Annotated in this window: 23 protein-coding genes; 16 read left to right on the forward strand and 7 right to left on the reverse strand. The window is 71.8% G+C overall.

Going from position 1 to position 24874, the window contains the following annotated elements; genetic code table 11:
- The first annotated feature begins 5 nt into the window (after positions 1-5).
- The 7 genes from FH715_RS17625 to FH715_RS17655 all read left to right on the forward strand — a co-directional run bounded on the left by FH715_RS17625 (position 6) and on the right by FH715_RS17655 (position 7278).
- Positions 6-590 carry a TlpA family protein disulfide reductase gene (locus tag FH715_RS17625; RefSeq protein ID WP_139646410.1) on the forward strand — a complete coding sequence of 195 codons (585 nt, stop codon included), beginning with the start codon at positions 6-8 and terminating at the stop codon, positions 588-590.
- A 7-nt stretch (positions 591-597) separates the two neighbouring features.
- Positions 598-1341, forward strand: coding sequence for a cytochrome c biogenesis CcdA family protein (locus tag FH715_RS17630; RefSeq protein ID WP_139646413.1), 744 nt, complete (start codon positions 598-600; stop codon positions 1339-1341).
- Positions 1342-1344: 3 nt separating this feature from the next.
- Entirely contained in the window at positions 1345-3315 is a 1971-nt protein-coding gene (resB, locus tag FH715_RS17635) for a cytochrome c biogenesis protein ResB (RefSeq protein ID WP_211367696.1), read from the forward strand.
- Positions 3315-4397 carry a c-type cytochrome biogenesis protein CcsB gene (gene ccsB / locus FH715_RS17640; protein ID WP_139646415.1) on the forward strand — a complete coding sequence of 361 codons (1083 nt, stop codon included), beginning with the start codon at positions 3315-3317 and terminating at the stop codon, positions 4395-4397. Before resB ends, ccsB begins: the two co-directional genes overlap by 1 nt.
- A gap of 536 nt (positions 4398-4933) precedes the next feature.
- A complete protein-coding gene (locus FH715_RS17645) occupies positions 4934-5623 on the forward strand; it encodes a M23 family metallopeptidase (RefSeq protein WP_139646417.1) in 690 nt (229 codons plus the stop codon).
- A gap of 110 nt (positions 5624-5733) precedes the next feature.
- Positions 5734-6258 carry an ArsR/SmtB family transcription factor gene (locus tag FH715_RS17650; protein WP_139646419.1) on the forward strand — a complete coding sequence of 175 codons (525 nt, stop codon included), beginning with the start codon at positions 5734-5736 and terminating at the stop codon, positions 6256-6258.
- Between the two features lie 159 nt (positions 6259-6417).
- Entirely contained in the window at positions 6418-7278 is an 861-nt protein-coding gene (locus FH715_RS17655) for a M23 family metallopeptidase (RefSeq protein ID WP_246108826.1), read from the forward strand.
- A 55-nt stretch (positions 7279-7333) separates the two neighbouring features.
- Here FH715_RS17655 and FH715_RS17660 read toward each other — a convergent pair whose 3' ends face one another.
- Positions 7334-7786 (reverse strand): PLD nuclease N-terminal domain-containing protein, encoded by a 453-nt coding sequence (locus tag FH715_RS17660; protein ID WP_139646421.1) that lies wholly within the window; start codon positions 7784-7786, stop codon positions 7334-7336.
- A gap of 85 nt (positions 7787-7871) precedes the next feature.
- Between FH715_RS17660 and FH715_RS17665 the strand changes: the two genes are divergently transcribed.
- Both FH715_RS17665 and mqnP read left to right on the forward strand, forming a co-directional pair.
- The gene (locus FH715_RS17665) at positions 7872-9323 is read left to right on the forward strand and encodes a menaquinone biosynthesis decarboxylase (protein WP_139646423.1); all 1452 of its coding nucleotides are present in this window, start codon (positions 7872-7874) and stop codon (positions 9321-9323) included.
- Positions 9320-10225 (forward strand): menaquinone biosynthesis prenyltransferase MqnP, encoded by a 906-nt coding sequence (gene mqnP / locus FH715_RS17670; RefSeq protein WP_246108816.1) that lies wholly within the window; start codon positions 9320-9322, stop codon positions 10223-10225. Before FH715_RS17665 ends, mqnP begins: the two co-directional genes overlap by 4 nt.
- A 68-nt stretch (positions 10226-10293) precedes the next feature.
- Here the strand turns inward: mqnP and FH715_RS17675 are convergent, their stop codons facing one another.
- Positions 10294-11487 (reverse strand): PQQ-dependent sugar dehydrogenase, encoded by a 1194-nt coding sequence (locus FH715_RS17675; protein WP_139646425.1) that lies wholly within the window; start codon positions 11485-11487, stop codon positions 10294-10296.
- Between the two features lie 51 nt (positions 11488-11538).
- The gene (locus FH715_RS17680) at positions 11539-11847 is read right to left on the reverse strand and encodes a hypothetical protein (RefSeq protein WP_139646427.1); all 309 of its coding nucleotides are present in this window, start codon (positions 11845-11847) and stop codon (positions 11539-11541) included.
- Positions 11848-12208: 361 nt separating this feature from the next.
- Between FH715_RS17680 and FH715_RS17685 the strand changes: the two genes are divergently transcribed.
- Both FH715_RS17685 and FH715_RS17690 read left to right on the forward strand, forming a co-directional pair.
- Complete coding sequence (locus FH715_RS17685) at positions 12209-13210, forward strand: bifunctional lytic transglycosylase/C40 family peptidase (protein ID WP_139646682.1); 1002 nt, start codon at positions 12209-12211, stop codon at positions 13208-13210.
- 249 nt (positions 13211-13459) lie between these two features.
- Positions 13460-14137 (forward strand): phosphatase PAP2 family protein, encoded by a 678-nt coding sequence (locus FH715_RS17690; RefSeq protein WP_139646429.1) that lies wholly within the window; start codon positions 13460-13462, stop codon positions 14135-14137.
- Positions 14138-14477: 340 nt separating this feature from the next.
- Here the strand turns inward: FH715_RS17690 and FH715_RS17695 are convergent, their stop codons facing one another.
- The gene (locus FH715_RS17695; protein ID WP_246108817.1) at positions 14478-14690 is read right to left on the reverse strand and encodes a hypothetical protein; all 213 of its coding nucleotides are present in this window, start codon (positions 14688-14690) and stop codon (positions 14478-14480) included.
- A gap of 105 nt (positions 14691-14795) precedes the next feature.
- Here FH715_RS17695 and FH715_RS17700 point away from each other — a divergent pair, with 105 nt between their 5' ends.
- Positions 14796-15617 (forward strand): hypothetical protein, encoded by an 822-nt coding sequence (locus FH715_RS17700; RefSeq protein WP_139646431.1) that lies wholly within the window; start codon positions 14796-14798, stop codon positions 15615-15617.
- Positions 15618-15645: 28 nt separating this feature from the next.
- Here FH715_RS17700 and FH715_RS17705 read toward each other — a convergent pair whose 3' ends face one another.
- Entirely contained in the window at positions 15646-16047 is a 402-nt protein-coding gene (locus tag FH715_RS17705; protein WP_139646433.1) for a metal-sensitive transcriptional regulator, read from the reverse strand.
- 195 nt (positions 16048-16242) lie between these two features.
- On the opposite strand from FH715_RS17705, the gene pstS reads away from it, so the two are divergent.
- From pstS to pstB, 4 genes are read left to right on the forward strand one after another with little or no spacing between them, the layout of a single operon-like run.
- Positions 16243-17367, forward strand: a complete 1125-nt coding sequence (gene pstS / locus FH715_RS17710) for a phosphate ABC transporter substrate-binding protein PstS (protein WP_139646435.1) — start codon at positions 16243-16245, stop codon at positions 17365-17367.
- Between the two features lie 8 nt (positions 17368-17375).
- Positions 17376-18362, forward strand: a complete 987-nt coding sequence (gene pstC / locus FH715_RS17715) for a phosphate ABC transporter permease subunit PstC (protein WP_139646437.1) — start codon at positions 17376-17378, stop codon at positions 18360-18362.
- On the forward strand, positions 18359-19444 hold the full coding sequence (gene pstA / locus FH715_RS17720) for a phosphate ABC transporter permease PstA (RefSeq protein WP_139646439.1): 1086 nt from the start codon (positions 18359-18361) through the stop codon (positions 19442-19444). The genes pstC and pstA overlap by 4 nt, the downstream gene beginning before the upstream one ends.
- Before the next feature lie 26 nt (positions 19445-19470).
- Positions 19471-20250 (forward strand): phosphate ABC transporter ATP-binding protein PstB, encoded by a 780-nt coding sequence (gene pstB, locus FH715_RS17725; protein ID WP_139646441.1) that lies wholly within the window; start codon positions 19471-19473, stop codon positions 20248-20250.
- A 56-nt stretch (positions 20251-20306) separates the two neighbouring features.
- Here the strand turns inward: pstB and FH715_RS17730 are convergent, their stop codons facing one another.
- Both FH715_RS17730 and FH715_RS17735 read right to left on the reverse strand, forming a co-directional pair.
- Complete coding sequence (locus tag FH715_RS17730) at positions 20307-23648, reverse strand: S8 family peptidase (RefSeq protein WP_139646443.1); 3342 nt, start codon at positions 23646-23648, stop codon at positions 20307-20309.
- 220 nt (positions 23649-23868) lie between these two features.
- The gene (locus tag FH715_RS17735; protein ID WP_139646445.1) at positions 23869-24867 is read right to left on the reverse strand and encodes an inorganic phosphate transporter; all 999 of its coding nucleotides are present in this window, start codon (positions 24865-24867) and stop codon (positions 23869-23871) included.
- Positions 24868-24874: the final 7 nt, after the last annotated feature.

Genomic DNA, 24874 nt, shown 5'->3' on the forward strand with positions numbered 1-24874 from the left:
TTCACATGATCCAGTCTCGGGTTGTCAAGGGTGTCGCGGCCTTCGCCGGCCTGCTGGTGCTGACCGCGTGTTCGGGCGACCAGGCGGGGCCTTCCGGCGGCGACAGCAACATCGTGCAGGGCAACGGCGACGTCACCGTCGTCGACGCCGCCGACCGCCAGCCGCTGCCGGAGCTGTCGGGTGAGACGGTCGACGGCGAGCGGCTCAGCGTGGCCGACTACGCGGGCGACATCCTGGTGCTCAACGTGTGGGGCTCCTGGTGCGCGCCGTGCATCGCGGAGGCGGACAACCTGGTGACGGTCGCCGAGGAGACCGCCGACCAGGGCGTTCAGTTCGTCGGGATCAACACCAGGGACCCCTCGGTCGAGAACGCCCGGGCGTTCGAGGACCGCCACGAGGTGCCCTACCCGAGTCTCTACGACCCGGACGGGCGGCTGCTGCTGGAGTTCCCGAAGGGGAGCCTCAACCCGCAGGCGGTGCCCTCCACACTGATCGTGGACCGGGAGGGACGGATCGCGGTGCGGCTGCTGAAGCCGCTGACCGAGGACGAGTTGCGGGACGCCATCGAGCCGGTGCTCGCGGAGGGCTGACCGGAGCATGGGCTACAACGAGACGGTACTGAGCGGGGCGCTGCTGCTGGCGCTGCCGGTCGCGGTCTTCGGCGGGCTGGTGTCGTTCTTCTCGCCCTGTGTGCTGCCGTTGGTGCCCGGCTACCTCTCCTATGTGACCGGGGTCGGCGGCGCCGACCTCGCCGAGGCGAGGCGCGGGCGGATGCTCGCCGGCGCGGGGCTGTTCGTGCTGGGGTTCACCGCCGTCTATGTCTCGGGGGGCGCGCTCTTCGGCGGGTTCGGGGCGACGCTGCTGGAGCACAGGTCCGTGCTGAACAAGGTGTTCGGTGTGCTGACCATCCTGCTCGGGCTCTTCTTCATGGGCGCGCTTCCCTGGCTGACGCCGCGCGAGTTCCGGCTGCGGAGCAGGCCGGGGATAGGGCTCGCCGGCGCCCCGATGCTGGGGGTCGTCTTCGGCATCGGCTGGATGCCGTGCGTGGGCCCGACGCTGGCGGCCGTCAACATGCTGGCGTTCAGCGAGGGCACGGCCGGGCGCGGGGCCCTGCTGGCGTTCGCCTACTGTCTGGGACTCGGGCTGCCGTTCATCGCGGCGGCCCTGGCGTTCCGCCGGATGCTGGGGGCGTTCGGCTGGGTCAAGCGGCACTACCTGTGGGTGATGCGGCTGGGCGGCGCGATGCTGATGGTCACCGGGGTGCTGCTGGTCACGGGCGCCTGGGACCGGATGGTGTACGAAATGCAGGTCTGGAGCGTCCAGTTCACCCCGGGAGTCTGACGCATGACACGAGATGACGCTCCCCGTTCCGGCGTCGCCACCGAAGGCGCCCCGGAGGGCGAGCCGGCCGAGCTGCCCGACCAGCGGAGCGACGAGGAGTACGCGACCGCCGGGCTGACCACGGCGCCGCTGGACGGCGACGAGGCCACCGCCGGGGGGGAACGGGCGAGAGGGGAACGGGGCGCGGGCGTCGCCGTACCCGGCTCGTTCGCCGGAACGCGCGCCCCCGGCGTGGGTGGCGCGCTCTCCTGGGTGGCGCGCGAGCTGCTCGGCTGGGGGCGTTGGTTCTGGCGGCAGCTCACCTCGATGCGGGTGGCGCTGCTGCTGCTCCTGCTGCTGGCGCTGGCCTCCGTCCCCGGCTCGCTGATCCCGCAGGAGCGCTCCGACGTCACCGTCGCCGCCGACTTCCGCCAGCGCAACCCGGGGCTCTCCGAGTTCTACGACCGCTTCCAGCTCTTCGACGTGTACTCGTCGATCTGGTTCTCCGCGATCTACATCCTGCTCTTTGTCTCGCTCATCGGCTGTATCGTCCCGCGGACCTGGCAGTTCGTCGGACAGTTGCGCGGGCGCCCCCCGCGCGCCCCCCGGCGGCTTGACCGGATGCCGGCGTACACGACCTGGCGCACCACCGCCCCGCCCGAGGAGGTGCTGACGGCGGCCCGGCAGCGGCTGCGGCGCCGCCGGTTCCGCACCGACGGCGAGGAGATGCCGGGACGCGAGGGGCAGGTCGCCGCCGAGAAGGGCTATCTGCGCGAGGCGGGCAACCTGCTCTTCCACGTCGCGCTGATCGTCATGCTGGTCGCGTTCGCCGCCGGGCAGCTCTACCACTCCGAGGGCGGCAAGCTGGTCGTCCAGGGTAGCGGCTTCACCAACGCCCTGCCGCAGTACGACGACTTCTCGTCCGGCCAGCTGTACGACGTGGACGAACTGGAGCGTTTCGGCTTCACCCTCGACGAGTTCCACTACGACTACAGCCGGGACAGCGTCGACATCGGGACGCCCACCGAGTTCCGCGCCGACGTGACCTACTGGACCGACGACGGCACCGAGGAGTCGTCGACCATCGAGGTCAACGAGCCGCTGCGGGTCGGCGACGCCAAGGTCCGGCTGCTCGGCCACGGCTACGCCCCGGTGGTCACCGTCAAGGACGCCGAGGGGAACACGGCCTTCAGCGGCCCGGTGCCGTTCCTGCCGCAGGACAACGGCTTCACCTCGACCGGCGTGATCAAGGTCAGTGACTACGTGGGGCCCGACGGGGAGCACGACCAGCTCGGCTTCCAGGGCTTCTTCAACCCGACGTACAACATCGACGAGGTGCGCGGCCCGCACTCGACCTTCCCCGAGCCCGACTACCCGGTGCTGACGCTCAACGCCTTCCACGGCGACCTGGGCATCTCCTCCGGCATCCCGCAGAACGTCTACCAGCTCGACACCGAGAACATGGAGCAGCTGACCGACGGGAGCGGCGACCTGTTCCGCTTCGACCTGCTGCCCGGCGAGTCCGTCGAGCTGCCGGAGGGGCGGGGCACGCTGACGTTCGAGGAGTTCGAGAACTGGGCCACGTTCCAGATCACGACGCGCGAGGGGACCAGCTGGGCGCTGTACGGCTCGATGGCGGCCATCACCGGGCTCGTCGGCTCGCTCTTCCTCCAGCGCCGCCGCGTGTGGGTGCGGGCGCGGACCGAGGCGGACGGGCTGACCGTCGTGGAGATGGCCTCGCTCGGCCGCACCGAGTCGGCGAAGATCCCCGAGGAGCTGGCCGCCCTCGCCGCCGAACTCCAGCCGGACGCGCCGATGGAGCGGCCGGCAGAGGGGGACTCCGCCGGGGCTGACTCCTCCGGGGCCGGGACCGGGGACGCCGGGGACGCCCGGGACGAGGACGCCGGGGACGCCCGGGACGAGGACGCCGGGACCGAGCCCGACGCCCCAGACGCACGGAAGCCAGACTCACCGCCCGCCGAAGGAGCGCGCTGATGATGCTCGCCGCCGACCAGGGCCTCGCCGACAGCAGCAACGTGCTGGTGTACACGGCGATGGCTGTCTACTCCCTGGCCTTTCTGGCCTATGTCGCCGAGTGGGTCTTCGGCGGACGCAGCCGGGTCGCCAGGACCTCCGCCTCGCTGGACGCCGAGGGCGGGGAAGCGGACGCCGCGACGCCCGCCGTCACCGTGCGGAAGAACGGCGCGACCAGCGTGCTGGAACGCCCCAGGGTCGTGACCCGCTCCGCCGGCCCCGCCCGGCCCGAGACCCCCGACGGCCCGGGCGCCGCCGGGGGCGACGAGCGCGGCGACACCTACGGCCGGATCGCGGTCGCGTTGACCACGCTGGCCTTCCTGATGCACCTCGGTGGCGTGGTGACCAGGGCGATCGCGGTGGAACGCGGGCCCTGGGGGAACATGTACGAGTTCTCCACCGCGTTCTCCATGGTGGTGACCGCCGCGTTCCTCACCCTGCTCCTGCTGCGCCGCAACGTGCGGTGGCTGGGGCTGATCCTGGTCGGCACGGTCCTGCTGGACCTGGGGCTGGCCACCACGGTCCTCTACACCGAGACCCAGCAGCTGGTGCCCGCGCTGGACTCGATCTGGATGTGGATCCACGTCCCGCTGGCCATCATCTGCGGCGGGCTGCTCTACCTGGGCGCGATCAGCAGCGTGCTCTTCCTGCTCAAGGACCGCCACGAGGCGAGGCTGGCCGACGGCGCGACGCCGGGCCGGTTCAGCTCCTCCGTGCTGGGGCGGCTGCCCTCCTCGGTCTCCCTGGACCGCTTCGCCTACCGGATCAACGCGGCGGTCTTCCCGCTGTGGACCTTCACGATCGTGGCCGGCGCGATCTGGGCGGAGAACGCCTGGGGGCGCTACTGGGACTGGGACCCCAAGGAGACCTGGGCCTTCATCACGTGGGTCGCCTACGCGTGCTATCTGCACGCCAGGGCCACCGTGGGCTGGAAGGGCCGGAAGGCGGCCTATCTGGCGGTGATCGGCTTCATCTGCTTCCTGATCAACTACTACGGTGTGAACATCTTTTTTGACAGTCTGCACTCGTACGGCGGGGTGTAGCGGCACCACGGGCCCTCCGGCGGCCCGCTGAACGGTTTCCCGCGCGGTTCCCCGCGCCCCTCACTTCCGGGGCGCGGGGAACCGCGCTTTCTCCTGCGCGCTCCGGGGACACGAAAAGGCGCCGGAGGGGCCTCGACCGAGCTTTCCGCGGCCCGTTTCCGTGACCCCCACCACAGCGAAATCGGGCCTACGGCCGTGCTTAGTGGCGGGGAATGACAAAGGGCCCGGGACTTTGGTCCCGGCGGCCGGGGGAATTACGTCGGAAACCGCCGCGACCTCCGTCGCCACGCCTCCGCCGCCTTCCGTTCCTGGTGGACGCGCCGCAGGTCGGAGCCGCTTCCGAGGGTGGCGGGGCGGGTGCGCCAAACGGTCTTCCGGGCGGGGCGAAGGCGAACGGAAACGGGGCGCGGCGACGCCCCGCCTGCTACGAGGCGGGGTCGTATCAGGGGGTCTTGTGCGGGCTTCCGAGCGTCGGTTATCAAGGTGGTGTTCGGTCGTTTTGTCCGGATCTCCCCGATTTATCGAGGTGGACTTTCATGCCTAAGATCACCACGCACCGCATCCGCGAGAACCTCCGACTGCGCACCCGCGTGGCCACCGTGGCCGCCGCCGGCCTGACCGCGTCGGCCGTCCTCACGGGCGCGGCGGTGGCGGCCGACGGCAACCCCGCCGACGTCTACGCCGCGCACACCGTCGCCGAGGCGATGGGCTCCGGCCACGGCGAGTCGACCGGCGCCGACGCCGGCACCGACGCCGGCGAGGGCAAGGACGCGGGCAAGACCGCCGAGAAGCCGAAGGCGAGTGACTGGGTGTCGCCGATCTCGGGTGACTACGAGCTGTCGGCGACGTACGGCAACAGCGGTGACCGTTGGACCAGCAAGCACAGTGGTCAGGACTTCGCGGTCCCGACGGGTGCCGAGGTGTCCTCGGTGCACGAGGGGACCGTGGTGAAGGCCGGTGGCAACGGTGCCGGTGACGGTCCCGCGTACGGGAACGCGATCGTGATCGATCACGGTGACGGCACGTTCAGCCAGTACGCGCACCTTTCCGAGGTCGACGTGGCCGTGGGTGATCAGGTGGAGACGGGCGAGAAGATCGCGCTGTCCGGTGACACCGGCAACAGCAGCGGCCCGCACCTGCACTTCGAGATCCGCACCAGCGCCGACTACGGCACCGCCGTGGACCCGATGGAGTTCCTGCGCGGCGAGCACGACGCGAAGGTGTGACGCCTCCCCGCACCTCCCCTCCGAGAACGGCCGAGGGCCCGGACGCGCGACGCGTCCGGGCCCTCGGCCTGGGCTTGTGTAGAATTACGTAATTACGTAGTCTCTCGCTCATGGAGCTGGAGGAGCGCGTCACCGCGCTGGAGCGACGGCTGGCGGAGCTGGAGAGCGGGCCCCGCCCACCCGCGGGCGGGACCGCCGCGTGGGACGAGGAGCCGCACACCGAGCGGTTCTGGGCCCTGCGGGGGCTCAAGGAGCGGCAGGGCGAGACGGCAGACGAGGGCGGCGCGGTGATCTACACCGGCGCGGTCCGGCTGCCCACCGACGAACGGTACGAGTGGCAGTACGGGCAGACCGTGGAGGCGCTGCTGGAGGGCGACTGGTCCTCGTGCGCGGACTCGTTCGCCGCGCTGGGGCACCCGGTGCGGCTGCGGCTGCTGCGCGAGGTGCTGGCCGGCCGCCGCACGGCGGCGGAGCTGGCCGAGCTGCCGGAGACCGGCACCACCGGCCAGATCTACCACCACCTGCGCCAGCTGGCCGCAGCCGGCTGGCTGGCCGCCGCCGGCCGGGGCCGCTGGGCCGTGCCCCCGCAGCGCGTCGTGCCGCTGCTGGTCGCGATCACCCTGGCCGGTCCCTAAGGGCCGCCAGCCCACAGCCATCGGGAGCCGACCAGTAAGCCGGGAGCCACCGTGCAGCACACCGAACCCACCACCGACGACACCCTCGACGACACCACCACCGGCCACACCACGGCCGGGGAGACCACGGCGACCTCGACGACCGGGGCGAGCACCGGCGTGACCGGCGCCCGGCAGGGCCGGCGACGCGCGCGGAAGGCGTTCGCCGTGCTGGGCCGCTGCGGCTGGCTGGCGTTCCTGATCTATCTGATCGCCGACCTGCGGACCGGGCTGCCGATGCTCGGCGGCTGGCTGCTGATCGCCGCCGCCCTCGCCAGCCAGGCCACCGCCGCCGTTCTCCTGCGCCGCGACGAGCCGCGCGACGCGGCGCCGCTGACCGTGGCGCCGCCGGTGACCGGCACCTGGTCGGCGTTGAACAGCCCGGCGGACCGCGTACCGAGCCACGGCGTCAGGAAGTACGGGCAGAGCCACGCCATCGACATCGTCGCCGAGGGGGAGCGCCCCGCGTTCGGCTGGTGGCCGCCGGTCCGGCGGAACGCGGACTTCCCCGCGTTCGACGCCCCGCTGCTGGCCGTCGCCGACGCCACGGTGGTCAGCGCGAGCGACCGGCAGCGGGACCACCTCAGCCGCAACTCGTGGCCGGCGCTGGTCTACCTCTTCTTCGAGGGCGCCGTGCGGGACGCCGTCAGCGGGCGCCTGGTCGTCGGCAACCACCTGGTGCTGGACCTCGGCGACGGCACCTACGCCGCCTACGCCCACCTGCGGCGCGGATCGTTGACCGTGCGCCCCGGCGAACGCGTGCGCGCCGGTCAGGAGTTGGCGCGCTGCGGGAACTCGGGGAACACCACCGAGCCGCATCTGCACTTCCAGCTGATGGACCGGCCCGACCTGGACACGGCCTGCGGGCTGCCGTTCCGCTGGGAGGGCGTCGGCCTCCCGCGCGCCCGGGAGTCGTTCACCACCCCGGCCACCCCGGCCACCCCGGTCGCCCCCGCCGCCACCGAGCCGGAACAGCGCTGAGGCCGGCTCCCACGGGGGGAGCCGGCCTCGGGGCGGGTGGTCGCGGGCGCGGGCGTCAGCCCTTGCCGCCCGCGGGAGGCTCGGGGGGCGACCCCGGGCCCTCCTCGCCGTCGCCGTGCTGGCGCAACTCGTCCTCGCGCCGCCGGAGATCCTCTTCCCAGCTCTCCAGCAGCTCCTTGTCCTTCTCGTCCTCGCCGTCCTTCTCGTTCGCCCCGTTCCTTCCGTCCCCGGAGGAACGCTCCCGGTCCTCGCCGAGCGAACGGAGGAACTCGGGGTTGTCGTCCGGCGCGACCCAGCCGGCGTTCCCCCGGCGGCGCGGCCCGCCCTCGCCGCGGCGGCGGCCGATCAGGATCCAGGCCAGCGGGCCGATGACCCAGGCCAGGACGATCAGCGCCAGCCAGACCAGCTTGGGGAGGTGACGTACCTCCTCGTCCTTGGTGCTGATGCAGTCCACCAAGGCGTAGATGGCCAGGGCCAGAGGTACCAGAAACATCAGCACCTTCAGCATGGTAGTCCCCCTGGGCGAGACGGTGTGGGCCCCAGCGTGGCCCCTGACTAGGGCCAAGGGTAATGCGTCCGGAATACTGAGGCCCATGGCATACGACGACCTCCGCGCGCTGCTGAAGGCCCTGGAGAAGGACGGCGACCTCAAGCGGGTCAAGGCGGAGGTCGACCCCCATCTCGAAGTGGGCGAGATCACGGACCGTGTCAACAAGGCCGGCGGCCCCGCGCTGCTCTTCGAGAACGTCAAGGGCTCCGACCTGCCGTTGGCGATGAACGTCTACGGCACCGACCGCCGGCTGCTGAAGGCCCTCGGCCTCCGCTCCTACGAGGAGATCGGCGAACGCATCGGCGGCCTCCTCAAGCCGGAGCTGCCGCAGGGATTCGTCGGATTCCGCGAGGCGTTCGGCAAACTCGCGTCGATGGCGCACGTCCCGCCGAAGAAGGCCAAGGACGGTCCGGTGCGCGAGGTCGTGCTCCGCGGCGACCAGGTCGACCTCGACCGGCTGCCCGCGCTCTTCACCTGGCCGCAGGACGGCGGCTCGTTCTTCAACCTGGGCCTCACCCACACCAAGGACCCGGAAACCGGCGTGCGCAATCTCGGCCTCTATCGGCTGCAACGCCACGACCGGCGCACCATCGGAATGCACTGGCAGATCCACAAGGACAGCAGAAACCACTACCAGGTCGCCGCCAGGCGCGGTGAGCGACTTCCGGTCGCCATTGCCTTCGGTTGCCCGCCTGCCGTCACCTATGCCGCGACGGCGCCGTTGCCGGGAGATATCGACGAATATCTCTTCGCCGGTTTCGTGGGCGGGAAAAGGGTCGAAATGGTCGACTGCGAGACCGTTCCGCTCCAGGTGCCGGCGGCGGCCGAGGTCGTGCTGGAGGGATGGCTGGAGCCGGGCGTGACCCTGCCCGAGGGGCCGTACGGCGACCACACCGGCTTCTACACGCCGCGGGAGCCGTTCCCCGCGCTCACCATCGACTGCGTGACCATGCGGCGCAAGCCGATCCTCCAGTCCATCGTGGTCGGCCGACCGCCCACCGAGGACGGCCCGCTGGGCCGCGCCACCGAACGCTTCTTCCTGCCGCTGCTGAAGGTGATCATCCCGGACGTCGTCGACTACCACCTGCCGGAGAGCGGCGGCTTCCACAACTGCGCGATCGTCTCGATCGACAAGAAGTACCCCAAGCACGCGCAGAAGGTGATGTCCGCGGTCTGGGGCGCCCACATGATGTCGCTGACCAAGCTGGTCATCGTCGTGGACGCCGACTGCGACGTGCACGACGAGCGCGAGGTGGCCTGGCGCGCGCTGGGGAACGTCGACTACGCGCGGGACGTGCTCCACACCGAGGGGCCGGTCGACCATCTGGACCACGCCTCCTACCAGCAGTTCTGGGGCGGCAAGGCCGGCATCGACGCCACCGCCAAGTGGCCGGAGGAGGGGTACACACGCGACGGCGGCTGGCCGGAGATGATCGTCTCCGACCCGGACATCGCCGAGCGGGTGACCAGCCGCTGGAAGGAGTACGGACTGTGACGGCGGAGGCGACCGACGAACGCCCGGCCGCCGGGCCGGGACCCGTGCGGGCCTTCCTGCGGCTGGTGATGATCGAACACTCGGTCTTCGCGCTGCCGTTCGCCTACATCGCGTCGCTCACCGCGATGTACCTCGACGACGAGAAGGTCGACTGGGCCACGTTGGCGCTGGTCACCGTCGCCATGGTGGGGCTGCGGACCTTCGCCATGGCGGCCAACCGGATCATCGACCGCGAGATCGACGCCCGCAACCCGCGCACCGCCCACCGCGAACTGGTCACCGGCGCGGTCTCGGTGCGTACCGCGTGGGTCGGGTCCGCGGTGGCGCTGGCGTTCTTCCTCGGCGCCGCCGCGCTGCTCAACCCGCTCTGCCTGGCGCTGGCCCCGCTGGCCGTGGTGCCGATGGTGGTCTACCCGTACGGAAAGCGTTTCACCGACTTCCCGCACGCCATCCTCGGGTTGGCCCAGGCGATGGGCCCGGTCGGCGGCTGGCTCGCGGTCACCGGCTCCTGGTCCTGGGACGCGGTGCTGCTGGGCGCGGCGGTCGGGCTGTGGATCGGGGGCTTCGACCTGATCTACGCCTGCCAGGACGTGGACTCCGACCGGGAGCGGGGGGTGCGCTCGGTGCCCGCCAGGTTCGGCGTCGCGGGAGCGCTGCTCGGCGCGCGGCTGAGCCATGCGGTGACGCTGGTCCTCTTCGCCTGGTACGCGCTGGCGACCGACGGCGGCCCGCTGCTGTGGACGGGCCTCGCCGTGGTGGCGGGGGCGTTCGCCTACGAGCACGCCATCGTCAGGCCCGACGACCTGAGCCGCCTCAACCGGGCGTTCTTCACGGTCAACGGCTTCGTGGGCATAGCGCTGTTCGGCTTCGCGCTGGCGGACCTGGCGGTCCGCGGCCTCTGAGGGCGCCTGCCTCTGAGGGCGTCGGCGTCTGACGGCGTCTCCGCCTGACGGCGTCGGCTCGCCCGTTGTCAGCTCACCTGATACCGGGTGAGCGTCCCGTCCGCGCCGAGCACCAGCAACGAGGCGCCGTCCTGGCCGGCGGCGGTCGCCACGGGGGTGGGGAACGCCTCGGGCGTCAGCGGCTGCGGTGGGCCCGTGAGACGTGAGCCGTCGAGCGGCAGCCGCGAGAGCGGCGAGGCGTCCCCGCTCGCGGGGACCCACAGGGAACCGACCGCGTACCCGACGCCGACCGGGTCGGACGTCTCGGCGGACCAGCCGACCTCTTCCGAATCCCACGTCAGTGGCGTGCCCCCGGCCCCGGCCTCGCCGGCGCCGCCGGGCGGGATCTGCGCGACCCCGGCGACGTCCTCCTCGGTGACCGTGACCGCCCACAGCCGGTCCCGGGCGGGGTCGTGGGCGAGGCCGCGCACCTGGGGATAGCCGGCGGAGTAGATCCGGGGGTCGGGCGTCCGGTGGCCACCTGAGTCCGTGGTGTTCGGCTCCAGACGGAGGATCTTGCCGGCCAACGACTCCGGGTCGCCGGCCTCCTCGGCCTCGGCGCCACCCGTCGCGACGTAGAGCATCCCCTCGGGACCGAAGGTGAGTGCCCCGCCGCTGCCGGGTTCGGCGAGGGGGAGGTCGCGGGCCAGAGTTGTCGAGGTCCCCAACCCCGTCTCCGGGGCGTAGGTGTAACGCGCGACCTGGTTTCGCTCCTCGCCGCTGTAGGAGGCGTAGATCCAACTACCCTCGCCGTCCTCGTGAGAGGGATCGAGGGCCAGCCCCAGCAACTCGCCGGTGCCGTCCTCGGAAAGTGTCGGGATCTGGCCCACGGGGGTGGGGTCGCCGTTCGGTGCCACTCGGACCAGGGCGCCGGAACGCGCGCCGATCAGCACGTCCTCCCCGCCCGGGATCGGTGCCAGACAGCAGGGGTCCTCCAGCCCGGGGACCGTCTCGGTGACCGGCGCGTCGGCCGAACCCTCCGCGGGGGCGGGTGGCTCGGTCTCCTCCGGCGGTGGCTCTTCGGGGGAGCCTCCGCCGGAACCGCCCTCCGGGCGCTCGTCGGTCGTCTCCTCCCAGGGGGGGACTTCGTCGCCGGCGGCGGCGAGATGCCGTGCACGATCCTCGGCGGGGCCGCCGGCACAGCCGGCCAGCAGTGTGGAACCCGCGACCGCGGTCAGCAACACGCGCCTCAACGGGCGCGGGCGCGCCGCGCGTTCACCCATCAGTCGCCGTTCCTTCCTCGGCCGTGCCTGTGTAGACGCCGGTGGTCGGCCTCAGATCGCCATGCCGTAGACGATGGTGAACAGGGTGCCCAGCGAGCCGATGATGAAGATCCCGGTGAGTCCGGCGACGATCAGGCCCTTGCCCTGCTCGGCGCTGAAGCTGTCCCGCATGGCGGTCGAGCCGATCCGCTGCTTGGCGGCTCCCCAGATGGCGATGGCCATGCAGATCAGGATCGCCAGCGCCATGATGACCTGGATCATCGTTCTGGCTTCGTCGCCCACCGCCGCGAACGGGCCCCAGTCAGGCGCGATCCCACTGATGATGTTGTTGATGTCCTCTTCTTCCGCCCCTAGGAGCATGCGAACTCACCACCTCACTGGCTCTCTTGTCGCCTCCTCATCGGATTGTGCCACGCCCCGCTGACGTTGGGCTCCCGCACGGTCACGGCTGTTCGGCTCACCTCGTGGTCGTGGGGTGGTCGGGGGCGGCCAGTCGGCGCATGGCGTAACGGACATCACGCGTCGTGTCGGCATCTTGGCCGGATCTCCGCGCGTGGGCGCGGAAGTTGGCGCGAAGCGCATCGGTCGGGTGTCGATGTGGCGAGGTTCTCGACGGGCGATCAGCCGGGAACCGGGCGTGATCCAGGAACCCGTGTCACCATCGAACGGGCCGGCGAGCGCGGCCCGCTGGAAGACCGTCGGCGGAGTGAAGGGGCGGGCGATGCGTCGGGTCGTGCTGGGGGCCGGGATCGGCTTCGGGGTGCTGATGGCGTTCGTCGGTTTTCTCATCTTCGCCGCCTACGCCGCCTCCTCCGGGCTGCTCGGCGGCGCCGGCCGTCCCGGCGGCGGCGGTCGCCTCGCGGCGAACACGGTGCCGCCCGAGTACGAGAAGCTGGTCGAGGACTGGGGCAACCACTGCCCCACCCTGTCGCCGGCCATCCTCGCCGCCCAACTCGGCCAGGAGAGCGGCTGGCAGTCCGACGTGGAGAGCCACGCGGCGGCGCAGGGCATCGCGCAGTTCATCCCCGGCACCTGGGCCACCCACGGCATCGACGCCAACGGCGACGGCGTGGCCGACGTGTGGGACCCGCAGGACGCCATTCCCTCCGCCGCCTCCTACGACTGCGCCCTGGCCGGCTACGTGAAGGACGTGCCGGGCGACCCCGTGGACAACATGCTCGCCGCCTACAACGCCGGCCCCTACGCGGTGATCCGCTACGGCGGCGTCCCGCCGTACGAGGAGACGCGGAACTACGTCCGGATCATCCGCGCCGCCGAGCAGGGCTACGCCGCGCCGCCCGAGGAGGAGGACGAGGGCGACCGGCGGCTGCCCCCGCTCGAACAGGCCGCCGGCGCCGTGAACTTCGCGCAGGAGCATCTCGGCACCCCGTATCTGTGGGGCGGCGACGGGACCCCCGAGGACGGCGGCAGGTTCGACTGCTCCGGGCTGTCCAAGGCGGCCTACGCCTCCGTCGGGATCGAGCTGCCCCGCGTCGCCAACGACCAGTGGACCTCGGGCCCGCACCCGTCCCGCGACGAACTCCTCCCCGGCGACCTCGTGTTCTTCGGTACCGACCTGTCCGATCCGCGCAGCATCGACCACGTGGGCATCTACGTGGGTGGCGGTTACATGATCAACGCCCCCTATACCGGCGCCGAGATCCGCTTCGACCCCATCGACAGAGCCAGCTACTTCGGCGCGACGCGCCCCGTCGCCAGCTGACGCCCGTGTCCCCGTTCGTTCCCCCACCCCTGCCCCCGGCGCCGCCTTCGTCACCGCGTGTTCTTCTCTGGCCACGGACGTGGCGACGGATCGTGGCACGGCGTTGCTGTTCGATAACGCTGTGCCCGGCATTCGATGGTGTTCGGCACTCCGGGGGAGATGAAGGGCGTTACCTGTACCGGTACAGGGGCTCCTGCTCCCCGCCCGCCCGGGCGGGGTCCCCCACTGCACGAAGGGGCCACGCGGCGCATGGCTGAACGCGACGACCCGGACTTCGAACTCGACGTCCTCCACGAGGTGAACGGCCTTGCCGAGCGGCTGCCCGGCTGGGGGCGTTCGCTGGTGAACCTCGTCGGCGAGACCGGCCTCCCGCTGGCGCTGCTGGCGCTGGTGGTGGTCGCCTGGTGGCTGGTGCGCCGCCGCCCGGACGCGCCGCAGGCGGTGCCCGGCTGTCTGTGGGCGCTGCTGGCCGCCGGGTTGACCTGGCTGGCGAACGCGCCGATCCGCGAGTTCGTCGCCCGACCGCGTCCGGCGGAGAACCATCCGGATCTGACCGTTCTCCTTGAGGGAAAGGACGGTTACTCGTTTGTCAGCGATCACGCGGGCGTCGCGATGGCGATCGCCGTGGCCCTCTTCCTGGTGCACCGGACGCTCGGCCTGGTCGCGTTCGCGCTGGCGCTGGCGCAGGGGGTCGCGCGGGTGGTCATGGGCGTGCACTACCCGACGGACGTGGTCGGCGGCTACGCGCTGGGCATGGCCGTCGCGCTGCTGCTCGCGCCGCTGGCCACGGCGGTGCTCACGCCGCTGGTGCGGATGGGGGCCGAGTCCAGGTGGTTCGGCTGGCTCTCCCGTCCCGGCGACTCCGCGGCCGGCCGCGACGCGGGTGACCCCACGGCCGAGCCGGACAGGCGCGACCTGGCGGCCTGAGGGGCTGCCGCCCGCGTCCGCGGTCACGGTGGGGGCGACGGGGGCCTTGCCGGCCTGGGTGGGTTGTCGTCTGCGGCTCGGTGAGTGGTTGCTCGCGCAGTTCCCCGCGCCCCTTGGGTGGGTGGGCGTGGTCGGTCAGGTGCGGGTTTCGCCTTCGGTAGGTGGCGGCCTGCTTGGGGGCGCGGGGAACTGCGCGGTGCATGTGTGGCGGGGGTTGGTCGACTATGGAGCTTCGTGGCTGGGTGGGTTGTCGGCGTGAGCCCGGTGAGTGGTTGCTCGCGCAGTTCCCCGCGCCCCTGGTGCGGGCTGGCGTGGTCGGTCAGGTGCGGGTTCACGGGCGCTACCCGCCCGCGTCCGCGGCCATGTGCGTCCGGGCCTCGTTTCTGGCCAGCGGCCGGGACCTGCGGGCCGGGGCGGCCCAGCCGCAGCTGCAACGGGCGATCAGAAACGGTCCGCGTTCGAGCAGCTCCACGCGGTGGTCGGACGTCGCGTCGGTCGGGGCGGTCGGCGGTTCGGGGACGCTGCCCATGCGACGCTCCACGCGGTCGTCCACCCCACCACCGTAACGGCCGGGAGGGGACCTCGTTAGCCGGTAGTCGGAAAGCGGTGCGCGGAACGGTCGGCCGCGTCGCAGCGGTGCCGGGGGTGCCAGAGGGCCATGGTGGTGAGGCGGTGGACGGCCGCGCGCGGCTGGGGCGGGCTGCTGGTGCTGGCGCTCGCGGTGGGCGGATGCTCGGGCACCGGCTCCGCCGCGCCCGACGCGGGGGCCGGCGACGCGCTGGGGGCGGTGCGGCAGTCGGCCGACCTGCTGGCGGAGTCCGGCAGTTCGCGGGCCCGCACCGCGATGCGGATGGCCTCGGGCGGCACGGAGATCACCATCCGCGGTGAGGGCGTCTTCGACTACACGCGGGGCCTCGGCGAGCTGCGGGTGACGCTGCCTCCCGGGCCCGACGAGGACGGGCCAGGGCCCGAGCCCGTCACCGAGGTCTTCGCCCCCGGTGAACTCTTCATGAAGAACCGCGGCGCCGGGGTGCCGCCCGACAAGTGGGTGCGGGTCGAGGTCGTCGGCGTCCCCGACGGCAATCTGGTGACCGGCGGCGCCACCGACCCGATGACCGCGTTCGCCCTGCTGCGCGGCGCGCTCAGCGCCGACGACCTCGGCGAGACCCGTCTCGGCGGCGAGCCGGTGCGCCACTACCGGGGGGTGACCGACATCGCCGCCGCGGCCGAGGCGGCGGGCCCCGGGCCCGCGAGGGAGCAGCTGGCGGCGGCCGTGGCCGGGTTCTCCAGGACCGAGGTGCCGTTCGACGCCTACCTCGACGAGGGGGGCGCGCCCCGCGGGGTGCGCCACCGGTTCAGCCTGGACCAGGGGGTGAGCGCCGTCGAGGTGACCTCCACGGTGACGCTCTTCGGCTTCGGCGTGCCCGTGGAGGTGGCGCTGCCCGAGCCGGCGGAGGTCTACTGGGGCGCGGTGGCCTGAGAGCCGGCGGTCGGGGGGCGCGCGCCGCTCAGGTGCGCAGCAGCCGGGCGATGGCGGCCGTCGCCTCCTCGATCTTGGCGTCGCTCTCGGGGCCGCCCTCCCGGGCGGCGTGGGCGACGCAGTGCCGCAGGTGCTCCTCCAGCAGCTGGAGCGCGAAGGACTGGAGCGCCTTGGTGGAGGCGGAGACCTGCGTCAGTATGTCGATGCAGTAGACGTCCTCCTCGACCATCCGCTGGAGCCCGCGGACCTGGCCCTCGATGCGGCGCAGCCGCTTGAGGTGGGCGTCCTTGTCCTTGCTGTAGCCGTGTGGACCGTGGCTCCCGTGCTCCGCGACCGGGGCGGACGCGTGCTCGCCACCGGCGTGCTCGTCACCGGGCGCGTGCTCGTCGCCGGTCGCGCCGGGCTCGGCCGCCCTCTGGGTCGTGGTCATATCGCCGCCTTCTGCTCATATACCCCTGACGGGTATAGCGTAACGAATCGGTCCGCCAACCGGGCAGTATCGTGCACCCGGCCGGCAACCTGGCCGCCTGGTTCGATTCATTTGCTATTCACTTTCGACCGTAGGTCGATTCACCTGATCAACCTACTTTCAGGTGAGAACGGTAACCGGAAGGAATCGACGACAGTGAAGCTTTCGCGCACCAGAGGGCGGCGGGCACTGGGCCTGGGTGCCGCGCTCGCGGCGGGCGCCCTGGTCCTCACTGCCTGCGGCACCGACGACAACTCCGGGCTGCCGGGGGCGGTCGACTTCACGGTGGACGACCTCGACTGCGGCCCCGGCGGCACGCTGCTCGCCTCCGGGTCGAGCGCCCAGGCCAACGCGATGGAGGTCTGGGTGAACACCTACCAGGCCAACTGCGAGGGCAGCCAGATCAACTACAAGGCGACCGGCTCGGGCGCCGGCGTGCAGGAGTTCCTCCAGGGGACCACCGCCTTCGCCGGCTCCGACTCGCTGCTCTCCCCGGCCGAGGTCGAGGAGTCGCGCCGGGTCTGCCGCGACGGCGGGCGCGCGATCCACCTGCCGATGGCCGCCGGGCCCATCGCCCTGGGCTACAACGTGCCCGGCGTCCCCGACCTGGCGCTGGACGCCTCCACCCTGGCGCGGATCTTCGACTCGGCGATCACCCGCTGGGACGACCCCGCCATCGCCGCGCTCAACCCCGGCGTCGACCTGCCGGACCTGGCGATCACCCCGTTCCACCGCTCCGACGGCTCGGGCACCACCGAGAACCTCACCACCTATCTGCACGAGTCGGCCCCCGAGGACTGGCCCCACGAGCCGGACAAGGCGTGGCGCGGCCGGGGCGGCCAGTCGGCCGACGGCTCGTCAGGGCTGGTCGGGATGGTGCAGCAGAACGAGGGCGCCATCGCCTACTTCGAGCTGTCCTACGCGCACCAGAACGACCTCGACACCGTCAACGTCGACACCGGCGCCGACGAGCCCGTCGAGGCCACCGTGGACAACTCGTCCAACGCGATCGGCCAGGCCGAGGTGGTCGGCGAGGACGGCGACCTGGCGCTCGAACTGGACTACGCGACCCGGGAGGAGGGCGTCTACCCCATCGTGCTGGTCACCTACGAGATCGTCTGCGACGGCGGAAACGACCCCGCCACCCTCGACCTGACCAGGGCGTTCCTCGACTACACCGCCGGCGAGGAGGGCCAGCGCGCGCTGGCCGAGATCGACTACGCGCCGATCTCGGGCGACGTGATCGAACAGGTGCGGAACCGCGTCGAGGCGATGGACTAGGGCTCCCGATGACCGTGAACGACACCAAGACGCCCGGCACCGACCCCGCACCCCGGGGACAGGGCCAGAGCACCACGCGCCTCGGCGACCGGGTCTTCAGCAACCTCTCCAAGGGCTCCGGCATCGCGCTGCTGGTGATCATGGCCGCGATCGCGGTCTTCCTCGCCATCCGCGCCGTGGTCGCCATCCGGGCCAACGAGGGCAACTTCCTGACCACGTTCGCCTGGGACGCCAACGGCGACCCGCCGCACTTCGGGATCGCGGTGCTGCTCTTCGGCACCGTCGTCTCCTCGGTGATCGCCATGGTGATCGCGGTGCCGGTCGCGGTCGGGATCGCGCTCTTCCTCTCCCACTACGCGCCGCGCCGACTGGCCACCCCCATCGGCTACCTGGTCGACCTGCTGGCCGCCGTGCCCAGCATCATCTACGGCCTGTGGGGCGCCCTCTACCTGGTGCCCCGGCTGACCGGCACCTACGACTGGCTGGACGACGTCCTCGGCTGGACCGGGGTCTTCGCCTACGACGGCAGCCCCGCGCGTTCGCTGATGACCGTCGGCATCCTGCTGGCCGTGATGATCCTGCCGATCATCACCTCCGTCACCCGTGAGGTCTTCCAGCAGACGCCCAAGGCCCACCAGGAGGCGGCGCTCGCGCTGGGCGCCACCCGCTGGGAGGTGATCCGGGTGACGGTGCTGCCGTTCGGCAGGTCAGGGGTGATCAGCGCCTCGATGCTCGGCCTCGGCCGGGCCCTCGGCGAGACCATGGCGGTCGCCACGGTCCTCTCGCCGAGCTTCCTGATCAACGCCAGCGTGCTGGAGTCCGGCGGCGGGACGTTCGCGCAGAACATCGCCAGCCAGTTCAAGGAGGCCGGCTCCATGGGGCGGGACGCCCTGATCGCCTCGGGGCTGGTGCTCTTCCTGCTGACCCTGCTGGTGAACGGCGCGGCCCGGCTGATCATCGCCCGCCGCAAGGAGTACTCGGGGGCCAACGCATGAGCCAGACCAGCCACACCACCGTGAAGTCCGCCCCGGCGGCGGCCGATGTCCGGCCCAAGACGCTGCGCCCGCCCCGGCTGCCGCGCTGGTCGCTGGCCGCGCTGCTGCTCGGCTCCGCCGCCGTCGGCGTGGCCGCCGGGCTGCTCGGCGGGCTGGAGAGCCGGGCGCAGTGGGGCCTGATCGCCGCGCTTGTCTTCGTGGTCGCCCGCTTCGCGCTGACCTCCGCCGTCGAGGGCCGCAGGCAGGCCGTCGACCGGCTGGCGGCGACCCTGGTGTGGGCGAGCTTCGTGCTGGCGATGCTGCCGCTGGCCTCGCTGCTGTGGGAGACGGTCTCGCGCGGCGGTCCGGGCGTCGACTGGTACTTCCTGACCCACTCCATGAACGGGGTGCTCAGCTGGCAGGACGGCGGCGGGATCTACCACGCGCTGCTCGGCACCGTCCAACAGGTCGCGCTCGCCTCGGTGCTGGCGATCCCGGTCGGGCTGCTGACCGCCGTCTACCTCGTGGAGTACGGGCGGGGCCGGCTGGCGAAGGCGATCACCTTCTTCGTCGACGTGATGACGGGCATCCCCTCGATCGTCGCAGGCCTCTTCGTCCTCAGCCTGTGGATCATGATGCTGGACCTCGGCTACTCCGGCTTCGCCGGCGCCCTGGCGCTGTCCATCCTGATGATGCCGATCGTGGTCCGCTCCACCGAGGAGATGCTGAAGCTGGTCCCCGGCGAGCTGCGCGAGGCGTCGCTGGCGCTCGGCATCCCGAAGTGGCGCACCATCCTGAAGGTGGTGCTGCCGACCGCGATCGGCGGGATCACCACCGGCGTGATGCTGGCCCTGGCCCGCATCGCCGGCGAGACCGCGCCGATCATCCTGCTGGTGTTCGGCAACAACATGATCAACGCCAACGTCTTCGAGGGCGCCCAGTCCTCGCTGCCGCTCTACGTCTACGAGCAGTGGGCCTACGGCACCGAGGCCGCCTACGACCGGGCCTGGGCCGCGGCGCTGGTGCTGATCGCCCTGGTGATGATTCTCAACCTGGTCGCCCGCGGCATCGCCCGCTGGAAGGCCCCCAAGACCGGCCGCTAGGACCGTTAGGAGAGGTGCCACCCATCATGGCCAAGCGCATCGATGTCAGCGGACTGACCGCGTACTACGGCGCCCACAAGGCGATCGAGGACATCACCATGCACGTCGAGCCCGGCGCGGTGACCGCGTTCATCGGCCCGTCCGGCTGCGGCAAGTCGACGTTTCTGCGCACCCTCAACCGGATGCACGAGGTGACCCCCGGCGGCCGGGTCGAGGGCCGGGTGCTGCTGGACAACGAGGACCTGTACGGCCCGGGCGTCGACCCGGTGTCGGTGCGGCGCACCATCGGCATGGTCTTCCAGCGGCCGAACCCGTTCCCCACCATGTCGATCTACGACAACGTCGCCGCCGGCATCCGGCTCAACGGCGGCGCGCGGCGCAAGTCCGAGATGGACGAGCTGGTGGAGCGGAACCTCAGGGGCGCCAACCTGTGGAACGAGGTCAAGGACCGCCTCGCGCGCCCCGGTTCGGGGCTCTCCGGCGGTCAGCAGCAGCGGCTGTGCATCGCGCGGGCGACGGCGGTCGCGCCGGACGTGCTGCTGATGGACGAGCCCTGCTCGGCGCTCGACCCGGTCTCGACGCTGGCGATCGAGGACCTGATCGACAAGCTGAAGTCCGAGTACACCATCGTGATCGTCACCCACAACATGCAGCAGGCGGCGCGGGTCTCCGACCGCACCGCGTTCTTCAACCTGGCGGCGATCGGCCAGCCGGGCAAGCTGATCGAGATCGACGACACCCAGCAGATCTTCTCCAACCCGTCCGTCCAGGCCACCGAGGACTACATCTCTGGCCGCTTCGGCTGACGGCCCGCGTCCCCTCGCACCGAGAGTGGGGGAGGGGAACGCGGGCCGCTCACCGGCTACTTGGTGAGGTAGGCGTCGAGGATGGTCTGCTCCAGGGTGTTGCCCTGGCCGTCCTCGATCTCGGCGTGCAGCGAGACGCTGCCGCCGGCCTCGGGGCTCGGGATCTGGGCGACGCCGTCGACGACCTCGACGTCCTCCCAGGTCTCGCCCCGGTCGGTGGAGTAGGAGAGCACGAGCGCGTCGGCGTTGTCGGCGGCCGAACCCTCCACGAGCACCGGCACGTCCAGCGTCTCACCGGCCGGCGTTGTGCTGTCCAGCGCCAGCTCGGGGGTGAAGCGGACGGCGCTGAACGGCAGTTCCGTCGTCTCCTCGGTCGCCGCCGAGGTGAAGCTGTAGGCGGCGGTCACCTCGGTGGAGACGGCCGCGACGGGCGCGCTCCTGGCCACGGTGGTCTCCAGCCGGTACTCGGCCTCCTCGGCGGGCAGTTCGAACTGCGCCTCCTCGAACGGGCCTTCGGCCGTCGCGAACTCCTCGCCGTCGCGGTAGAGCGTGGTGCTGCCCGAGTCGTACTCACTCAGCACGGCGTTGCCGGAGCCGTCGGTGAACGGTCCCGTGGCGCCGTAGAGCAGCTCACCCTCGCGGAAGAGGCCGGTGCCGCCGTCGGCCGAGGGCCCGTGGACGCCCACGTTGAACGTGAGGTCGTAGGCCTCGCCCGCCTCGTAAACGGAATAGCTTTCGGCGTAGCCGTAGACCGCGAAGGGGAGCTCCTCGGTCTCCTGGATGAAGTCCATCGTCCAGCCGGTGCCCGCCCGGAGGCGGAGGTCGGTGGTCAGCGGCAGGGCCACGATCGGGGAGGAGATCCAGCCGGACGCCTCGGGGTAGACGAACAGCGAGCCGGTGGTGTCCGGGACCGAGGAGCCGACGGACGTCCGCACCAGCGCGGTCTCGTCCAGCCCCAGGTGTCGGGTCAGACCGGTGGGGAACTCGCCGGGGAAGGTCGTGGCGTCCGCGTAGCGGGTGCCCGTCTCGGCGTTCAGCCAGTTGGCGTCGGCGGTGCCGAGGAACGCGTCGGGGTTGTTCGGCGCGTCGAGCGCTCCGGTGCGGAAGCCCTCGGCCAGGCCGCCCGCGGACCAGCCGAAGACGAGGGTGGTCTCACCCGTTTCGGGGTCGCGCGCCTCGAAGCCGACGGACAGGTCGTTCTCCTCGGCGGTCTCGTCCTCGACCGTCCACTCGACGGGCGCGGCGACGGAGGCGTCGGCGTTCACCGTGGTGGCCTCGGACACCTGGACCTCGGGCTCCACCAGCCAGTCGAGGCCGGTCAGCTCCTCGGCCTCCTCGTCGATGAGGTAGTGGCCCACCTCGACCAGATACTCGCCCTCCGGGACCCGCAGGGTGGCGGTTCCGTCGGAGCCGAGCGCCGTGAAGCTCTCGAAGGTGGTCGTGTCGATGGCCGTCACGTCGAACTCCGCGGACGGGTTCCCCTCGCGGTCGGTGCCCTCGACGGTGAGGTCGAACTTCTCCGACTCGCGTGTCACGGCGCCGACCGTGGTGACGGTGGTGTCGTCGCCGGTCGCCGTGACGGTGAGGGTGTGCGCGCCGAACGCCTCGCCGGCGGCGGTGGAGGCCGTGACCTCGACGGTCGCGGTGGAGCCGGCGGGGACGGTGATCTCGTCGGCGCCCAGCGAGAACAGGCCGTCGGGCGCGGGGGCGCCCTCCGGGTCGGTGCCGCTCGCGGTCAGCTGGAGGGTGACGTCGGCGTCACCGAGGTTGCGGTAGGTCAGCTCCCGCGTGACGGGCTCCGCGTCCTCGTGCGGGAACTCCACCTGGCCGAAGTTGAGGTCGGCGCCGTCGGCGATCACGCTCTGCGCGAGGGCCGCCGGCACGTCGATGCGGCCGGTGCCCTGCTGGAACGGGGTGTAGCCGTCGGCGGTGATCGCCGAGCCGGACAGCGCCGCCTTCAGCTGCTCGCCGGTGAGGTCCGGGTTGGCCTGGGCCAGCAGGGCCGCCGCGCCCGCGACATGGGGGGTTGCCATGGAGGTGCCGGAGATCGCGACATGGGTGTCGTCGACCGGGGTGCCGTACTCCCAGATCGCGGCGCCCTCGGCGCCGGCGGCGGCGATGTCCACGCCGGGCGCGGTCACGTCGGGCTTCACGCCGCCGTCGCGCAGCCGGGGGCCGATGGAGGAGAAGTCGGCCAGCGCGTCGTCGTCGTCCACGGCGCCGACGGTCAGCGCGGACTGGGCGGTGCCGGGGGAGCCGATGCTCGCCTCGAAGGGGCCGCTGTTGCCGGCGGCGATCACGAAGAGGGAGTCGCTCTCGGCGGAGAGGGCTTCGACGGCCTCCTCCATGGGGTCGACCTCGGTGAGGGCCGGGCCGCCGAGGCTCATGGAGACGATGTCGGCGTCCTCGCCGACGGCCCACTCCATGCCCTCGATGATGTCGGACTCCCAGCCGCTGCCGAAGTCGTCCAGCACCTTGCCGTTGAGCAGCGAGGCGCCGGGCGCGACCCCGGTGTACGGGTCGCCGGTGCCGGCGACGGTCGAGGCGACATGGGTGCCGTGGCCGTCGCGGTCCGTGGCGGAGTCAGAGTCGGAGAAGTTCTGCTCGGCGATCACCCGGTCCGCCCCGAGGTCGGGGTGGTCGGAGGCGATGCCGGTGTCGAGGACGGCGACGGTGACGCCGGTTCCGTCGAAGCCGGCCTCCCAGGCGTCGGGGGCGCCGATCTGCGGCACGCTGACGTCCAGGGACTTGGTCACCACGCCGTCCAGCGCGACCGACTCGACGGCCGGGACCGTGGACAGCGTGGCCGCCCCTTCGGCGCGTTCGGTCAGCTCGCCCCACAGCGCGGCGGCGTCGTCGGCGTCCGCGACCGACAGCGCCTCGCCGTTGACGGAGGCCAGGGTGGCCCCGACCTCGGGGTCGGCGTCGGCGAACAGCTCGTCGGCGCTCCTGTCCCCGGTGTAGCTGACGATCAGCCGCAGCGCGTCCGCCTCGCCGCGCGCCTCGCGGAGCGCGGTGACATCGAAGAGCCGGCGGTCCAGCTTGCCGTCGTGGATCAACGGCAGCACGTCGGCCGGCAGCACCTGCACGCTGTCACCGACGCGCGAGGTGCGCACCGGTATCGACTCCCGGCCCTCGGCCGGTATCAGCCCGGTGACCTCGCCGTCGTGGCCGAGGACCACCTGGTCACCGGTGATCAACGTGACGCGTTCGCCCCTCGCCTGCCCCTCGGCGACGGTGGGCACCTCGCCGGCGCCCGACGTCTCCGCCTGGGCGGTGGTCGCGAGGCCGGCGGTGACGGCGAGCGCGACGGCCGTGGCGGTGGCGGCCGTGGTGACCCGGAACCGGGCCCGCCGGCCGGCGGGCCGGACGCCTTCTCTGCCTTGACGTAGTCTCAAATCTACCCCTGACAACAGTGGTTGACGGGAGAAGCGGCTCCTCCCCGACTCCGATCATTGGCGAGAAGAAGAGGCGGAGGCTATGCCTCCGGGTGGCGAGAAGCGTGTGAAAGGTGTGACCGGTTCGTGACCGTGGCGCCGCGCGGGCGTTTTCTGTACGGCCTCGTACGGTTTCTCGACGGGCCCGCGACCGGCACCGCCCGCCCGTCTCCCCGGCGGCTCAGCCGACGACGAGATGGACCAGCCAGTAGCAGAGCGCGGCCACCCCGCCGGCCGCCGGCATGGTGATGAACCAGCCGCGCACGATGGACCCCGCCACGCCCCAGCGCACCGCGCTGACCCGCCGGGTCGCGCCCACGCCCATGATCGCCGAGGTGATCACGTGGGTCGTGGAGATCGGCGCGTGGAAGAAGTACGACGCCGTGTAGAGCACCGAGGCCGCCGTCGTCTCGGCGGCGAAGCCACGCGGCGGGTCCAGCTCGATGATCCGCCGCCCCAGGGTCCGCATGATCCGCCAGCCGCCGGCGTAGGTGCCGAGCGAGAGCATCAGCGCGCAGGAGATCTTCACCCAGACCGGGATGCCGTCGTCCTCGTCCTGCACGTCGGCGATCACCAGCGCCATCACCACGATGCCCATGGTCTTCTGCGCGTCCTGCAGCCCGTGGCCCAGCGCCATGCCCGCGGCCGAGACGGTCTGCGCCATCCGGAAGCCACGCTGCGCGCGGTGCGGGTTGGCCCGCCGGAACGCCCACAGGATGCCGACCATCACCAGATAGCCGAGGACCAGGCCGATCAGCGGCGAGAGGAACATCGGCAGCACGACCTTGGTGAGCACCCCGCCCCAGTGCACCGTCGAGCTGCCGGCCAGCGCCGCGCCGACCAGCCCGCCGAAGAGGGCGTGCGAGGAGGACGAGGGCAGCCCGTAGTGCCAGGAGACCAGGTTCCACGCGATGGCCCCGACCAGCGCGGCGAAGAGGATCACCATCCCCTGCCGCCCCGTCGGGGTGGCGATCAGCCCCTCGCTGACGGTCTTGGCCACGCCCGAGCCCAGAAAGGCGCCCGCCATGTTCATCACGGCGGCCATTCCGAGCGCGATCCTCGGGGTCAGCGCCCGGGTGGAGATGGAGGTGGCGATCGCGTTCGCCGAGTCGTGGAAGCCGTTGGTGTAGGTGAAGAAGAGCGCGACGCCGATGACGACGACCAGTGCGAGGGTGTCCACGGTGGTC

Origin of the sequence: Streptomyces sedi (assembly GCF_006335015.1) — a bacterium.
Lineage (GTDB): Bacteria > Actinomycetota > Actinomycetes > Streptomycetales > Streptomycetaceae > Streptomyces > Streptomyces sedi.

Bases quoted from the DNA above. Each gene is read 5' to 3' on its own strand.
- FH715_RS17625 (WP_139646410.1), top strand. From the start codon at position 6: ATGATCCAGTCTCGGGTTGTCAAGGGTGTCGCGGCCTTCGCCGGCCTG.
- FH715_RS17630 (WP_139646413.1), top strand. From the start codon at position 598: ATGGGCTACAACGAGACGGTACTGAGCGGGGCGCTGCTGCTGGCGCTG.
- resB (WP_211367696.1), top strand. From the start codon at position 1,345: ATGACACGAGATGACGCTCCCCGTTCCGGCGTCGCCACCGAAGGCGCC.
- ccsB (WP_139646415.1), top strand. From the start codon at position 3,315: ATGATGCTCGCCGCCGACCAGGGCCTCGCCGACAGCAGCAACGTGCTG.
- FH715_RS17645 (WP_139646417.1), top strand. From the start codon at position 4,934: ATGCCTAAGATCACCACGCACCGCATCCGCGAGAACCTCCGACTGCGC.
- FH715_RS17650 (WP_139646419.1), top strand. From the start codon at position 5,734: ATGGAGCTGGAGGAGCGCGTCACCGCGCTGGAGCGACGGCTGGCGGAG.
- FH715_RS17660 (WP_139646421.1), bottom strand. From the start codon at position 7,786: ATGCTGAAGGTGCTGATGTTTCTGGTACCTCTGGCCCTGGCCATCTAC.
- FH715_RS17665 (WP_139646423.1), top strand. From the start codon at position 7,872: ATGGCATACGACGACCTCCGCGCGCTGCTGAAGGCCCTGGAGAAGGAC.
- FH715_RS17675 (WP_139646425.1), bottom strand. From the start codon at position 11,487: ATGGGTGAACGCGCGGCGCGCCCGCGCCCGTTGAGGCGCGTGTTGCTG.
- FH715_RS17680 (WP_139646427.1), bottom strand. From the start codon at position 11,847: ATGCTCCTAGGGGCGGAAGAAGAGGACATCAACAACATCATCAGTGGG.
- FH715_RS17685 (WP_139646682.1), top strand. From the start codon at position 12,209: ATGCGTCGGGTCGTGCTGGGGGCCGGGATCGGCTTCGGGGTGCTGATG.
- FH715_RS17690 (WP_139646429.1), top strand. From the start codon at position 13,460: ATGGCTGAACGCGACGACCCGGACTTCGAACTCGACGTCCTCCACGAG.
- FH715_RS17700 (WP_139646431.1), top strand. From the start codon at position 14,796: ATGGTGGTGAGGCGGTGGACGGCCGCGCGCGGCTGGGGCGGGCTGCTG.
- FH715_RS17705 (WP_139646433.1), bottom strand. From the start codon at position 16,047: ATGACCACGACCCAGAGGGCGGCCGAGCCCGGCGCGACCGGCGACGAG.
- pstC (WP_139646437.1), top strand. From the start codon at position 17,376: ATGACCGTGAACGACACCAAGACGCCCGGCACCGACCCCGCACCCCGG.
- pstA (WP_139646439.1), top strand. From the start codon at position 18,359: ATGAGCCAGACCAGCCACACCACCGTGAAGTCCGCCCCGGCGGCGGCC.
- pstB (WP_139646441.1), top strand. From the start codon at position 19,471: ATGGCCAAGCGCATCGATGTCAGCGGACTGACCGCGTACTACGGCGCC.